Source organism: Bilifractor porci (assembly GCF_009696005.1).
Taxonomy (GTDB): Bacteria; Bacillota; Clostridia; order Lachnospirales; family Lachnospiraceae; genus Bilifractor; species Bilifractor porci.
Genome location: NZ_VUMV01000004.1, coordinates 22913 through 36295, shown reverse-complemented (window position 1 = coordinate 36295; position 13383 = coordinate 22913). Strand labels below are relative to the sequence as shown.

The following is a 13383-nucleotide window of genomic DNA, read 5'->3' as shown; positions in this document are numbered from 1 at the left end:
ATGGCCTTTAATTTACTTAAATGGATTTTACGAAAAACAGGCAGCGACTCAGAGACCGCGACCGGGGATTTCCTCGAAGCCTCGACAGACTACGACGCCGACGCGCTGGCCGGACTTGCCTCATATCTGCAAAATATGGCGTTCTGGAGCTGCGTGCGTCGGATCGGTTCGACCGTCTCTCTCGTTGAGTGGGACACATACCGACGCGGCCGCCGTGTCCAGGCCGGTGAGGCCTGGGCGTGGAACTATGCACCGAATCCGAACGAAACCCGTGCCGAATTTTTCCGACATCTCGTATCTCAGCTTTATCTCGCCCAGGAGGCGATCGTTGTCGAGTACGCGGGCGGCCGATATGTCGCCGACGGTTTCACCGTTGAACGCCGGCTCACCGGTAACATCTACCGAGACATAACAAGCGACGGGCAATCGATCCCCGGCGTTTTTGGGGCCTCTGCCGTCTTGCATTTCACGATCGAGGGGAGTTCGATCCAGACAAGCGTCAACGCGATCGCGGCCACCGAGGGCGATCTGCTCAAGGCAACGACCAAAAAGATCGTAAGAGACGCGGGCGGTCATGGCGTGCTCAGAGTTCACGAGATCGCCGAACAGGATCCGGATTTCGAGAGCACCTACACGGATCTCGTCACGGACAAGATGAAAAAGTATTTCACGTCAGACAATGCCGTGCTGCCGGTGTTCGACGGCTACGAGTTTCAGGACACCTCCGGAACCTCAGCGGGGTCGACGAGAGACGTCCGTGCAATGATGGACGACATCATGGAGCTCACAGCCGAGGCGCTCGGCGTTCCGCCTAGCATCGCGACAGGAAAGGGAGTCACCGATCAGGATTTCACGCATTTCATGAACACGACGATCAAACCGCTCGCGGGCATGATCGTCCAGGAACTCAACCGCAAGCTCTACGGTCAGTCGAGAGTTTTCGCCGGCTCTTACATCGTGCCGAACTACTCGAACGTCCGCTACCGCGATCTGTTCGACATCGCCGATCCGATCGACAAGCTCATCGGGTCCGGCACGTTCTGTATTAACGAGATCAGGGCAAGGCTCGGCGAGGCCGTGATTGACGAGTCGTGGGCATGGCAGCATTGGATGACAAAGAACTACGCGCCGGCGGCGGATCAGCTCGACGGCGTCGTGGACGGTCAGCCACGCGCGGATCCGATGACGGATCCGACTCGAACCGGGCCCGATCAGGACACCCAAGACACAGAACAGGAACCGGACGACGAGCCGGATCCGGAACAAGAGGAGGTAAACAACAATGTCAACGAACAACAAGACACCGGCGACGATCAATAAAGAGCCGGCGCCGTATTTCTACATCGAGGAGGACGATGAGGCAAAGGTCGCCGATGTCTACATTTTCGGCAACATCGCGCCCGAGGCTCACGGTCTCGGGAGACTTTTCCGCGATCCGTCGGAGCGCTCCGCGTATGGCCTCGTCCAGGAGCTCAACGGGATCCCGGCAGACACCGCGATCACGGTCCACATCAACTCCAACGGCGGCGATCTCAAAGAGGGCCTCGGCATCTATAACACCCTCAAGGATCGCGAGAACGTGACGACGATCTGCGAAGGTTTCGCGGCGTCTGCCGGGAGCATCATCTTTGCTGCCGGATCCCGCCGAGTCATGCAGCCGGCGTCTCTGCTATTTATCCACCAGGCCGCCTATACATCGGTCGACGGCAACGCCGACGACCTGGAGAAATATGCCGACACGCTCAGGACCGTCACGGACGCGGCCGTCAACGCCTACCTCGAGAGCGGCGTCAATGTCTCCCGCGAGGAGCTCGATGACATGCTCAGGGCTGAGACGTGGATCAAGCCCGAGGACGCGGTCCGCATGGGTTTTGCGACTGAGGTCTCCAACGTGGAATCCGAGCCCGAGGAGGGCGGCGACGTCGCCGCGATCAGCAACGACGCAATGCGCTCGATCATGGCCGCGGTCTCCAGGCCACACGATAGGAGTTTCGGGACGATCGACGTCGACGTGTCCGGGCTCAAGGATATCGAGGACCTGGCCGGAAAGCTCAACGACACGCTCGCACCGTTTGCGACACTCGCGAACACTATCGATACTTGCCCTCAGCTCGTCGCTCTGGCTGCAAGAGTCGAGGCAGCACTGGCCGCCGATCCCGGTCTCGCCGATCGGGCTGCGGCGGTCGTCAACAAATTTTTAGGCAATCCCGCGCCGAAATCTCCGGCACGCGATGAGCATAAAGGATTTTTCAATTTCACAAAGCCGGAGGATCCGGCACACAGAAGGAGGTAACAAGATATGCCTACACTCAGAAACAAAGATGAGATGAACGAGACCCAGACGGCGATCGCTCAGCGAATCGCAAACGCGGCCCGCGAGGGCAATACCGAGGATTTTGAACTCGGTCTGCAGGATCTTTTCCAGAATATCAACGATCAGATCCTCGCATCCGCTCAGAGCGTCGGAGCAAATGCCGATGCTGCCGTTCTGGCACGCCGCGGTGTGAGACAGCTCACAAACGAGGAGAGCAAGTTCTACAACACCTTTATCGAGGCCGCCCGCTCTAACAAGGGCAACCCGATGATGGCTCTGACCGGCGCGGACAAGACTTTCCCGACTACGATCATTGAACAGGTCATGGAGGATATGCAGCAGTCTCATCCTCTGCTCGCCGCCGTTGACGCTGTCAACACAACCGGCCTGACCCGTTTCATTATCAACAAGGACGGCGTGCCGACCATCGCCTACTCTGTAAAGGGCACCGACGGCGCAACCGTAAACGATGATGTCACAATCACCGGTGCCGCAACCTGGGGCGATGTCACCGCGGCCGTCGAGGCTGAGCTGACAAGCGGTTTCGAGACGATCGACCTCGGACAGTTCAAGCTCTCCGCGTTCATGCCGATCGAGGAGGCCATGCTCGACCTCGGCCCCGCATGGATCGACTCTTATATCCGCACTTGCCTCTCCGAGGCTCTTTCCATCGGCTATGAGATCGGCATCGTCACCGGATCCGGTCACAATATGCCGATCGGCATGGACCGTTCCGTCGCCGACGATGTCACTGTCACTGCGGGCGTTTATCCTCGCAAGGACAAGATCGCGATCACCGATCTCAACTCTGACACCTACGGCAATCTGATTGCTCAGCTTGCCAAGACTCAGACCGGAAAGCCGAGAGCGGTCAGCAACCTCGTCATGGTTGTCAATCCGTTCGATTATTTCAAGCTCATCATGCCTGGTACTACCGTCCTCAATGCAAACGGCACCTATGTCAACGACGTTCTGCCGTATCCGACTCAGGTCATTCAGTCGATCGCCGTACCTCAGGGCGAGGCCGAGCTCGGTATGGCTAAGCGCTATTTCCTCGGCGTCGGTGGCAGCAAGGGCATCCAGTTCTCCGACGATTACAAGTTCCTCGACGACAAGAGATACTACAAGATCGTCGCCTATGCGAACGGCCGCCCGAAGGATAACAACGCATTCCTCCGCCTCGACATTTCCGGCCTCAAGCCTAAGTATCTCAAGGTTCAGAACGTCACAGCTTAATAGAACCGGGAGGAGGTAGACGATGAGCGCAATCGAAGTCTCGGACGAGCTGCTCAGCGAGGCGAAAAACTACCTCGACATCACCTGGGCAGACGACACGACCGACAACAAGCTCAAGGGCTCGATCCGGCGCGGCATCGCCTTTATAGTCAGAAAGACCGGCGTCGAAACGTCGGCCTTTTCTGGCGATTCTGCCGACCCTAGCGCTCAGGAGCTCTTGTTTGCTTATCTGCTCTACGATCGAGCGGGTGCGGTCGATCAGTTCAAAACGAATTACCTCTCAGACATTAACAGCCTGAGGGACGCGAAAGCGGTGACAGACTATGCGAATGCCAAGACAACAGGTTGAGGTCTTTAATGACGGGGCGGTCAAGATCTACGCGGCAAAGGACCGCCGCCTCGGCGACCTCAAGATCTCGCTCCGCTATCAGGAGCAATCGGTCGGCGTGGTCCGTTACTATTCCGCGGAGAACAGCGCGGACGGCAATCGCATCGACCGCGTGATTAAAGTGCCGCACACCGACAAAGTAAACCGGATGGACATCGCCGTCGATCAAAAAGACGGCCGGCAGTATAGGATCACCCGCATCCAGGCAAAACCCGAGAGCGGCGTCGATCTTTATGATCTCGAGTCCGTTACGGTGCAGATTAAGGAGGCAACATGAAGATAAAAGCAAAAAAGAGGTTCATCTCCGGGCGCTTTGAAGCGAGCCCCGGGCAGATCCTCGACGTTGAAAACGCTCGCGGCGCCTTGCTCGTGTCCGATGGGCTCGCGACTGAGGTCAAGGACAAAACCGAGACCGAGGCGGCTGAGCCGAAAAAGAAATGAGTAACTCGTCGACGATTGATGTCGGCGACCTCAGCGCAACCGTCAACAAGATCCTCGACAAGTACGGCGACAACGTCCGGAAAGCGACCGGGGAGCTCATAAAGAAGGTGGCCAAAGAGGCAAAGGACGACGTCAAGAACGGCGCACCCGTGAGGACGGGCCGCTATAAAAAGAGTTGGTCTGTGAAGATCGAGGAAGGGAGCGCCGGGCTCTATACCATAGCGACGGTGCATAGCCGCGATCGTTATCAGATCGCCCACCTCCTCGAAAAAGGACACGCAAAACGAGGAGGCGGCCGAGTTCCTGGGCGGGCGCACATCAAGCCGGCAGAGGAGGCAGCGGTCGAGAAGGTTCAGGAAGGGGTGGAAGAAATTGCACAAAAAGGAGACTGAGATCAAGACGATCCTCCAGGCAATGAAAGACGCCGGCATCATTGCGGGCTACGTCTACGACCATTTCACCCAGGACGACCCGATCTCGACACCGTTTGCCGTCTATCGGCGCATTGCGGTTCCCGGTTTCAAGGCCGACGATAAGGTCTACGCTCGGGACGATAGCGAGGACGTCGAGTTTTATGCCGACGATCCGGACACAATGGACACGATCATGGAGGTCTTTGAGTCTCAGGCCGACGCGGCTGAGCTCGTCTATGAGAGAACGGCGGACACCGTTTACATCGAGGATGAGGACTTCTACGAATCGCTTTATGAATTTTAGAGGAGGTAAAGGAAATGTCTGATAAGACAACTAACAAAGTCACGTTTGGCCTGTCTAACGTGCACATCTGGCCGATCACCTCGACCGATGACACCGGCAAGCCGACCTATGGCACGGTTTTCGCTCAGCCCGGCGCGACAGAAATGAGTTTCGACGCTGAGGGCTCCAGTGATCCGTTTTATGCCGATGACGGCATTTATTACAGACCGGTCAGCAATACCGGCTACTCCGGAAAGCTGACCGTCGCGGATCTGGTTTCCGCATTCCGGACTCAGATCCTCAAGGAAATCGTCGACAAGAACGGCGCGATCTTTGAGAACGCCGACGTTCAGCCGTCCGAGTTTGCTATTGCGTTCGAGATCAAGGGCGACGTTAAGAAGCGCCGGTTCCTGTTCTACCGCTGCCTGGCAACTCGCCCGGGTATTTCGTCCTCTACCAAAGAGGACAAGATCGACCCGAACAAGTCGGAGCTCGATTTCTCCGCAAGCCCTCGTATTGATAACGGATACGTCAAGGTGACAGCGGAGGAAGGGGACGCGGCCTATTCCGACTGGTACGGCACGGCCCCTTATGAATATGTCGATCCTAACGCGGCCACATCATAAACGGCCGCACGTTTGAAAAGGGTAAGCGGCTCGGCTTGCTATGCCTGAGCCGCTTATTTTTTGTGTTTTTCGGAGGTAAACAATGCTGAAAACTCTCCAGTTCGGCGATAAGTCGGTCACGTTTTCGACCTCGTTCGCCTGGACACTAATCTATAAATCACAGTTCGGCCGCGACGCGCTGCCGATCCTCATTCCGATCATCCGCGAGACAGCAAATACAAAGAAAAAGCCCGACGAGAGCGAGCTTGCGATGACTTTCCTCGAGCGCCTGGGTTTCTCTGGCGTCGTCGAGATCGCATGGTCCGCGGCTCGTCTTGTGGACTTCAACATCCCGGACCCTCTGACATGGGTCGCATCGTTCGGCGACGACTTTGAGCCGCTCGACGTCATTTCTGACCTTTTCCCGGATCTGATTTTGTCATGCTTTGCCTCAAAAAAATCGAAAGCCCCGATTCCGACGGCCAAGAAGGCGACGACGACCAAGAAGTAACAACGGATCGGATCCTCGCGGCGGGACTCATGCGCGGGCTCACACGAGCCGACGCCGACGTCATGACGATCGGCGGGTGGATCGACTACATCATCGAGTGGAATCAGATGACCGAGGAAGCCCGAAAAGCGGAAAGCTCGCCCGAATCTGGAAACGGGGCGAAAATCCGGACAAGGAAAGCAACACAGGCCGACATTGATCGGTTCGCCGCATTTTAAGGGAGGAGGAAAGAGACATGGCCGGTGGAAATATTAAAGGCATAACGATCGAGATCGGCGGCGACACTACCAAGCTCTCGTCCGCCCTATCGCAAGCCGACAAGGCCTTAAAGAACACACAGAAACAGCTCAGCGAGGTCGAGCGGTCTCTGAAATTTGACCCGGGCAATACGGATCTGTTAAAGGACAAGCAAGTCCTCCTCGCTGACAAGATCAACGAGACAAAGAACAAACTCGAGGCGCTGCAAAAGGCTCAGAAAGAGCTCGACGCCGAGGGTGTCGACAAGAACTCGGAGGAATACAAAGAACTCCAGGTCCAGATCGACACGACAAAGAGCAAGCTCGACGGACTCAATGACGAGATGAAAGAGTTCGGCAGCGCGGGCGCTCAGGCGCTCCAGGTTGCCGGCAGCAAGATCAGCGAGACCGGCGACAAGATCAGCGGCGTCGGCGAGAAATTAACGGCCGGCGTCACCGGACCGATCGTGGCCGCGGGAGCGGCTGCCGGCGCCGCATGGACTGAGGTCGACTCGGCGATGGATACCATCGTCACTAAAACCGGTGCAAGCGGAGCCGCCCTGGACGATATGCAGCAACGAGCCCAGAACATCGCGACGACGATCCCGACGAGTTTCCAGTCGGCCGGCGACGCGGTCGGTGAGGTGAACACGAGGTTCGGCGCTACCGGCGATCAGCTCGAGCAGCTGAGCACCCAGTTCATCGAGTTCGCAACAATCAACAATCAGGACGTCTCCGGTTCTATTGACACCGTCCAGGCGGCGATGGCTGCCTATGGTCTGAGCGCCGATCAGGCCGGGCTCATGCTCGACACCTTGAACAAGGCCGGACAGGACACCGGCGTCGATGTCTTAAAGCTCGCGAGCGACATGACAACGAACAGCGAGGCCTTGCAAGAAATGGGCTTCAATGCCTCAGACTCTGCAATGTTCCTGGCTAACCTGGACAAGTCCGGCGTCGACTCAAGCGTTGCGCTCACCGGTCTCAAGGCCGCCCTTAAAAATGCCACGGCCGACGGTAAGACGACCGGCGAGGCAATGCAAGAGCTCAGCGACAAAATTAAGGGCTCAAAGGATAAGACCGAGGCAATGCAGGCCGCTGTCGAGGTTTTCGGTGCTAAGGCCGGCCCGGTTCTCGGTGCTGCAATCTATGACGGAAAGATCAACCTCGACGCCCTCGGGACGTCGATGAGCGATTTCAGCGGAAACACGGCCGACGCATTCAACGCGACCCTCGACCCCGCCGATCAGTTCACGACCGCGCTCAATAATCTCAAGGCGATCGGCGCTCAGCTTTTCACGACGATTCAGACCATGATCGCACCGGTTCTCGACAAGGTCGTCCAGAAGCTCAAGGACTTAAATGCCCGGTTCCAGGAAATGACCCCGGAACAGCAACAGATGATCATAAAAATTGCGGCGATTGCTGCCGCGATCGGCCCGGTTCTTGTCCTAGTCGGCAAGGCGGTCTCCACGATCGGAGCGATCACGGCGGGGATCGGTAAGCTCTCCGGGGCTCTTTCTGCGGCCTCCGGCGCGACTGGAGCGCTCAGCGGATCCATGTTAGCCGCTGCCGCGCCGATCCTTGCGATCGTTGCCGTCGTTGCGGTTCTCGTGGCCGCATTCAAGCACCTATGGGACACAAACGAGGTTTTCCGGAATGCGATGACCGCGATCTGGACACAGATCAAGGGCATTTTTACCGGTTTCGTCGATGAAGTGAAGGAGCGGTTCGCCTCTCTCGGGATCAGCATGACCGACATCACGAACACGCTGAGTGCGATCTGGAACGGTTTCTGCAATCTCCTCGCGCCGGTTTTTGAGGGCGTGTTCCAGCAGATCGCGAACGTATTCCAAGCCGTGACCGATGTCATCGTCGGGATCCTCGACATCTTTATCGGCATCTTTACCGGAAACTGGGATCAGGCATGGCAAGGCGTCCAGGAGGTTTTCGGCGCGATCTGGGATTTCATCAAGAACACGTTCCAGAACGTGCTCAACATCATGGAGGGCATCCTCAACACGGTCTGCGGGTGGTTCGGCACTACATGGAGCGAGACCTGGAATAATATCAAGAACGTCATCGTCACCGTCCTAACGGCGATTCAAAGCTTTTTTGTCACGATCTGGAATGCGATCGTCGCCGTTGTCACTACGGTCTGGAATACGATCAAGAACGCGATCACAGTGACAATCAACGCGATCGCGACGGTCATCACAACCGTCTGGAATACGATCAAGACAGTGACCTCGACCGTCTGGAATGCGATCGTCGCGGTCATCACTACGGTCTGGAATGGTATCAAGAACGCGGTCACGACCGCGATCAATGCTGTCAATCTCGTTGTCACAACGGTCTGGAATGGTATCAAGACAGTGACCTCGACCGTCTGGAATGGGATCAAGACAGCCGTGTCGACCGTTGTCAACAGTATCCGGGACACCGTGTCCTCGGTATTTAATGCCGTAAAGAATACGGTCACAACGGTCTGGAATGGCATCAAGTCGGCGATCATTACGCCGATCGAGACGGCACGAGACGCGGTCAAGAACGCAATCGACAAAATGAAAGGATTTTTTAATTTCGAGTGGAAACTCCCTGACATCAAGCTCCCGCATTTTTCGATCGAGGGCAAGTTCTCGCTCAATCCGCCGAGTGTTCCGCACTTTGCGGTCGACTGGTATGACCGCGGCGGCATTTTCTCATCTCCGACCGTCATCGGTGTCGGCGAGAAAAGGCCTGAGTTTGTCGGTGCGCTTGACGATCTCCGCGCAATCGTTCGGGAAGAGTCTGCCGGCGCAAGCTCGGCGGCTCTGAATCAGATCGTCGAATTGCTTACCCAGATCGCGGGCAACCCGCACGGCATAACCGTCAATCAGACGATCAACGCCGAGGACACGAGCTACGTCGGGCAGCAGAAACAGGCCGCTAAGGAACTCGGCCGGATTGCGAGGGCGCTGACATGAAAACACAGGAAATATTAACCTACACAAACACAAAGGGCGAGTCGATCACGTTCGGGGTCGGCTCCAGATATCACGTCAATGTCTCGAAGGACGTGACGGGGCTCAGCGACCTCGACGACACGATTTACTCGACGTCCTCGATGGGACAGCACGGCGACACCTACACGGGCGTCCGGATCGAGCCGAGGCCGATCAAGATCAAGGGCAAGATCACTGAGCGCGATAAATCAGCACAGATCGATCTGAGACAGAACGCGCTCAAGATCTTAAACCCGGAGCTTGCGGGGACTCTCCGCTACTACTACGGCAGCTTTGCCCGTAAGATCGGGGCGATCGTCGACGGGACGCCGACGTTCACGCGGGATCTCTCTCAGGCGTTTGAGGTCGATTTCAAGTGCCTCGATCCGTTCTGGCAAGAAGAAACCGAGCACCGCGAGGACATCGCGACGTGGGAAGCCGCCTGGGAATTTCCGACAGAGATCGACAGGGACGACGCAACGGACATGATTTTCGGCAGCCGTTCGGACAGCGTCATCGTCGACGTTTACAACGGCGGACACGTCTCGATCGGTATGAGGATCGTATTCCGGGCAATCGGTGAGCTCACAAACCCGATGCTCCTAAACGTCAACACCCGGGAGTTCATAAAACTCAACTATACGATGGTCGCCGGCGACGTTGTCGAGATCAACACGTCCTACGGATCCAAGAGGGCAAGGCTCACCCGTCAGGGCGTCGTGTCCAATGTTTACCGCTATCTCGATGTCGACTCGACCTTTATGCAGCTCGATGTCGGCGACAACGTTTTCCGATACAACGCGGACACGGGGCTCGACAATCTCGAGTGCTCGATCTATTTCAGCCCGAAAATTCTAGGAGTATAAGCCAATGGATCTGAGAATTTTTGACAAACAGCTCAACGCCCTCGGCGTCATCGACGAGGCGGCGAGCGTCATCTGGACCGTCCGCTATTTCGACGTCGGCGAGTTCAAGATCCTCGCGCCGATCACTGACAATAACAGGGAGCTCCTCGTCCGGGATCGCGTCGTCGTAAAGCACGACAAGTACACCGACTACACGGACGCCGACGGCGCGATCTGGAGGCGCGGCGCGGTCATTAAGTACGTGCACTACACGAAAGACGAGACCGGTCAGGAGCAGATCGAGGCGACCGGCTACGGTCTGAGCAAGTGGCTCAGTCAGCGAGTCATCGCCCCGACATTCTCAACGACCGGCACAAAACAGGCAATTGTCAACGAGCTCGTCACCCGGAACATCGGCAGCAAAGCGGACACCGCGCGGCAGTTTCCTCAGTTCATCACGATCACGCAGAGCGATTTCGGCGGGGTGAGCATCGACTACTCTCCGGAGTATCTCAAGGACCTCGGCGACGAGGTCAAGGCACAATGCCAAGACGGAAAGCTCGGCTATGACATTCTCGTAAACGAGCGGACGAAACAGTTCGGATTTTATCTCTATGAGGGCCGAAACCTCACCGACGGAAACACCGACGGCAATCCGCCGTGCATTTTTTCGCGTGATTTCGATAATGTCACGGAACAGGAGTACGAGAACAGTGTCGAAAACTATAAAAATTTCGCCTACGTCCGCGGGTCCTCAGACAGCAACAACGTCCAGATGATCGCGACCTTCGACGGAGCCGGTGCTTCAGGTCTTGACCGGTGCGAGGTCCTCGTCGACGCGACGGATATGTCGCGGAGTGTCGAGGGTGACAGCGGCACGAGCACCGACATCCCGGACGCGACCTACAAGACCATGCTCGAGAACCGCGGTGCGACAGAGCTTGCGACCATGATCGAGACCTACACGTTCAAGAGTACGATCCGCGCCGACTCGAATCTTGCCTACAAGGACGATTTTGACCTCGGCGACCGCGTGACGTGCATCGAAAAGAGGTGGGGCATCAAGATCAACTCAAGGATTACAGAGGTTTCTCAGACCTGGGAAAAAGGCAAGACAACGCTCGAGGCCACGTTCGGCGAATCGACTCCGACGCTTCTCGAGGCGATTAAAAAGAGGAGGTAAATCATGAACTACATGCCTTTTAACAGCGTGGACCATGACCGCGTTTATAAGGCCGAGGACTGGGCCTGGTATTTCTCGACGTTCATCTCGAACGGCGTATTCCCCGCCCCGTCGGACGGTCTGCAAGTCGTCGCCGGCGACGGTATGACGATCGGCGTCCGGCCCGGCTACGGTTTCATCAATGGCTACGCATTCCGCAATCAGGAGCTCTACAATCTCACGATCAGCAACGCCGACGGCTCACTCGACAGAATCGACCGCGTCGTTCTGAGGTGGGACTTGACTCAGCGACTCATGGAGCTCGCGGTCCTCACCGGATCGCCGTCAAAGTCTCCAACAGCGCCGGCGCTTACTCAGGGCGCCGACGTCTGGGAGATCGCTCTCGCGGACGTCTCCGTCACTAAGGGCCTCACGACCGTCACTCAGGCACAGATCACCGACGACCGATACAACTCGAGCCTCTGCGGGATCTGCGCCGGTGTCATTACTCAGATCGACGCGAGTACACTGACTGCTCAGTTCGACAGCTTTTTCGAGCAGTACACCGCGAAGATCACCGAGAGCTACGGCAATTACACGACAAGCATCGAGGCCTATGAGGCCGCATGGAAAGCCGCCCTCGATGACTGGAAAGCGTCCGAACAGTCAGAGCAGGACACCTGGCAGACAGCTCAGTGGCAAGCGTTCTCCGAATGGCTCAGCAAGTGCGAGGCCGCGATCAGCGACAGCACCGCCGCGACGCTGACCGCTGAGGTCGTCGAGCATGACGAGAGGCTCGACGTTCTGGAGCACATGACGATCCAGAACGACTTTTTCGCTCCGCTCCTCGACGACGACAACTGCCCGATCCTGGACGACGACGGGTTCGCGATCCTGAGGGACTGGAAATATAAATACGCCTAAACGGTAACATCGACCGCCTCGGATTCTCCCGGGCGGTCGTTTGATTAAGTACAAGCCAAAAAAGGAGGCAAATTATGGCAATCACTATTGACGTGTCAAACGGCCGGAAGTTTACCGACGAGCCGACGCTCGACGCGCTGACCGACGGCTCTGAGACTTTGCTCGTCCATAACGACAACGGGGTCAAGTCGATCAAAGCAAGCGCCCTCAGTAAGTTCGTGACAGGCGACCTCTCCGGGCTCAAAACGACCGACAAGACCGGGCTCATCGCCGCGATCAATGAAGTCCTGGGCGTGACCGGGGACAATGCCTCGGCGATCACCGCACTCCAGACCTTGACGAAAATGCTCAGTGCGACCGGAGCATCCCGCGCGAACTCTTTCATCTATGAGTACAACCTCGGGGCATCGTTCACCAACGAGCAGAGTGCCGACATCGTCGCCGGCACTTTTGACAAGGTCCGCCCCGGCGGCTACTGGACGATCAACGGCCACAAATACTGGGCCGGACACGCGGACTATCGTCTCCATTGCGGAGACACTGAGCTCACGAAACACCACATGCTCGTTTTCCCGGACAAGTCTTTTTATAACCACGTCATGAACTCGACAAACGTAACGACCGGGGCCTACTACGGCTCGAACATGGTCTCGGACGGACTGACTCAGGCCCTCTCAACAGTAAAGGCCGATTTCGGCGAGTCCCACGTCCTCACCTACCGCAATCTGCTCGCGAACGCGGTCAGCAACGGAGCAAGCTCCGGGTGGTCCTGGTACGACAGACAGATCGACCTCATGAATCAGGCCATGGTCTACGGCCATGTCGCATGGGCCGGCAATGGCTACGACGTCGGATGCGACAAGTCTCAGATCGCGCTTTTCCAGGCGCGCCCGGATCTCATTGTAAACCGCGAAAACTGGTGGCTGAGGGACGTGCGGTCCTCGGCGCATTTCTGCTTTGTCCACAACTTCGGCGGTGCGGACACCTGGGCCGCCTCGGGCGTCCTCGGGGTCCGGCCGGCTTTCCTAATCGCATAATCGG

16 protein-coding genes are annotated in these 13383 nt (G+C 57.1%); all 16 read left to right on the top strand.

Annotated elements, in window-relative coordinates:
• The 16 genes from FYJ60_RS06695 to FYJ60_RS06620 all read left to right on the top strand — a co-directional run bounded on the left by FYJ60_RS06695 (nt 1) and on the right by FYJ60_RS06620 (nt 13379).
• Nucleotides 1-1320 carry a phage portal protein gene (locus FYJ60_RS06695; RefSeq protein ID WP_154457904.1) on the top strand — a complete coding sequence of 440 codons (1320 nt, stop codon included), beginning with the start codon at nt 1-3 and terminating at the stop codon, nt 1318-1320.
• Nucleotides 1283-2293 (top strand): head maturation protease, ClpP-related, encoded by a 1011-nt coding sequence (locus FYJ60_RS06690; protein ID WP_154457903.1) that lies wholly within the window; start codon nt 1283-1285, stop codon nt 2291-2293. The genes FYJ60_RS06695 and FYJ60_RS06690 overlap by 38 nt, the downstream gene beginning before the upstream one ends.
• Nucleotides 2294-2299: 6 nt before the next feature.
• Complete coding sequence (locus FYJ60_RS06685) at nt 2300-3550, top strand: phage major capsid protein (RefSeq protein ID WP_154457902.1); 1251 nt, start codon at nt 2300-2302, stop codon at nt 3548-3550.
• 22 nt (nt 3551-3572) lie between these two features.
• The gene (locus FYJ60_RS06680; protein ID WP_154457901.1) at nt 3573-3899 is read left to right on the top strand and encodes a hypothetical protein; all 327 of its coding nucleotides are present in this window, start codon (nt 3573-3575) and stop codon (nt 3897-3899) included.
• A complete protein-coding gene (locus FYJ60_RS06675) occupies nt 3880-4215 on the top strand; it encodes a hypothetical protein (protein WP_154457900.1) in 336 nt (111 codons plus the stop codon). Before FYJ60_RS06680 ends, FYJ60_RS06675 begins: the two co-directional genes overlap by 20 nt.
• Nucleotides 4212-4379, top strand: coding sequence for a hypothetical protein (locus FYJ60_RS06670; RefSeq protein ID WP_154457899.1), 168 nt, complete (start codon nt 4212-4214; stop codon nt 4377-4379). The genes FYJ60_RS06675 and FYJ60_RS06670 overlap by 4 nt, the downstream gene beginning before the upstream one ends.
• On the top strand, nt 4376-4771 hold the full coding sequence (locus tag FYJ60_RS06665) for an HK97 gp10 family phage protein (RefSeq protein ID WP_154457898.1): 396 nt from the start codon (nt 4376-4378) through the stop codon (nt 4769-4771). Before FYJ60_RS06670 ends, FYJ60_RS06665 begins: the two co-directional genes overlap by 4 nt.
• A complete protein-coding gene (locus FYJ60_RS06660) occupies nt 4752-5096 on the top strand; it encodes a hypothetical protein (protein ID WP_154457897.1) in 345 nt (114 codons plus the stop codon). The genes FYJ60_RS06665 and FYJ60_RS06660 overlap by 20 nt, the downstream gene beginning before the upstream one ends.
• Before the next feature lie 14 nt (nt 5097-5110).
• Nucleotides 5111-5701, top strand: coding sequence for a major tail protein (locus FYJ60_RS06655; RefSeq protein ID WP_154457896.1), 591 nt, complete (start codon nt 5111-5113; stop codon nt 5699-5701).
• Between the two features lie 82 nt (nt 5702-5783).
• A complete protein-coding gene (locus FYJ60_RS06650) occupies nt 5784-6191 on the top strand; it encodes a hypothetical protein (RefSeq protein WP_154457895.1) in 408 nt (135 codons plus the stop codon).
• Between the two features lie 62 nt (nt 6192-6253).
• Nucleotides 6254-6409 (top strand): hypothetical protein, encoded by a 156-nt coding sequence (locus FYJ60_RS06645; protein ID WP_154457894.1) that lies wholly within the window; start codon nt 6254-6256, stop codon nt 6407-6409.
• A gap of 17 nt (nt 6410-6426) precedes the next feature.
• Nucleotides 6427-9393 (top strand): phage tail tape measure protein, encoded by a 2967-nt coding sequence (locus FYJ60_RS06640; protein ID WP_154457893.1) that lies wholly within the window; start codon nt 6427-6429, stop codon nt 9391-9393.
• Nucleotides 9390-10277 carry a phage tail family protein gene (locus FYJ60_RS06635; protein ID WP_154457892.1) on the top strand — a complete coding sequence of 296 codons (888 nt, stop codon included), beginning with the start codon at nt 9390-9392 and terminating at the stop codon, nt 10275-10277. The genes FYJ60_RS06640 and FYJ60_RS06635 overlap by 4 nt, the downstream gene beginning before the upstream one ends.
• 4 nt (nt 10278-10281) lie before the next feature.
• On the top strand, nt 10282-11439 hold the full coding sequence (locus FYJ60_RS06630; RefSeq protein WP_154457891.1) for a siphovirus ReqiPepy6 Gp37-like family protein: 1158 nt from the start codon (nt 10282-10284) through the stop codon (nt 11437-11439).
• A gap of 3 nt (nt 11440-11442) precedes the next feature.
• Nucleotides 11443-12342 carry a hypothetical protein gene (locus tag FYJ60_RS06625; protein WP_154457890.1) on the top strand — a complete coding sequence of 300 codons (900 nt, stop codon included), beginning with the start codon at nt 11443-11445 and terminating at the stop codon, nt 12340-12342.
• 74 nt (nt 12343-12416) lie between these two features.
• Nucleotides 12417-13379 carry a hypothetical protein gene (locus tag FYJ60_RS06620; protein WP_154457889.1) on the top strand — a complete coding sequence of 321 codons (963 nt, stop codon included), beginning with the start codon at nt 12417-12419 and terminating at the stop codon, nt 13377-13379.
• Nucleotides 13380-13383: the final 4 nt, after the last annotated feature.

Excerpts from the sequence above, each read along its gene's own strand:
- FYJ60_RS06695 (WP_154457904.1), top strand. The coding sequence starts at position 1 with ATGGCCTTTAATTTACTTAAATGGATTTTACGAAAAACAGGCAGCGAC.
- FYJ60_RS06690 (WP_154457903.1), top strand. The coding sequence starts at position 1,283 with ATGTCAACGAACAACAAGACACCGGCGACGATCAATAAAGAGCCGGCG.
- FYJ60_RS06685 (WP_154457902.1), top strand. The coding sequence starts at position 2,300 with ATGCCTACACTCAGAAACAAAGATGAGATGAACGAGACCCAGACGGCG.
- FYJ60_RS06680 (WP_154457901.1), top strand. The coding sequence starts at position 3,573 with ATGAGCGCAATCGAAGTCTCGGACGAGCTGCTCAGCGAGGCGAAAAAC.
- FYJ60_RS06675 (WP_154457900.1), top strand. The coding sequence starts at position 3,880 with ATGCCAAGACAACAGGTTGAGGTCTTTAATGACGGGGCGGTCAAGATC.
- FYJ60_RS06670 (WP_154457899.1), top strand. The coding sequence starts at position 4,212 with ATGAAGATAAAAGCAAAAAAGAGGTTCATCTCCGGGCGCTTTGAAGCG.
- FYJ60_RS06665 (WP_154457898.1), top strand. The coding sequence starts at position 4,376 with ATGAGTAACTCGTCGACGATTGATGTCGGCGACCTCAGCGCAACCGTC.
- FYJ60_RS06655 (WP_154457896.1), top strand. The coding sequence starts at position 5,111 with ATGTCTGATAAGACAACTAACAAAGTCACGTTTGGCCTGTCTAACGTG.
- FYJ60_RS06650 (WP_154457895.1), top strand. The coding sequence starts at position 5,784 with ATGCTGAAAACTCTCCAGTTCGGCGATAAGTCGGTCACGTTTTCGACC.
- FYJ60_RS06645 (WP_154457894.1), top strand. The coding sequence starts at position 6,254 with ATGACGATCGGCGGGTGGATCGACTACATCATCGAGTGGAATCAGATG.
- FYJ60_RS06640 (WP_154457893.1), top strand. The coding sequence starts at position 6,427 with ATGGCCGGTGGAAATATTAAAGGCATAACGATCGAGATCGGCGGCGAC.
- FYJ60_RS06635 (WP_154457892.1), top strand. The coding sequence starts at position 9,390 with ATGAAAACACAGGAAATATTAACCTACACAAACACAAAGGGCGAGTCG.
- FYJ60_RS06630 (WP_154457891.1), top strand. The coding sequence starts at position 10,282 with ATGGATCTGAGAATTTTTGACAAACAGCTCAACGCCCTCGGCGTCATC.
- FYJ60_RS06625 (WP_154457890.1), top strand. The coding sequence starts at position 11,443 with ATGAACTACATGCCTTTTAACAGCGTGGACCATGACCGCGTTTATAAG.
- FYJ60_RS06620 (WP_154457889.1), top strand. The coding sequence starts at position 12,417 with ATGGCAATCACTATTGACGTGTCAAACGGCCGGAAGTTTACCGACGAG.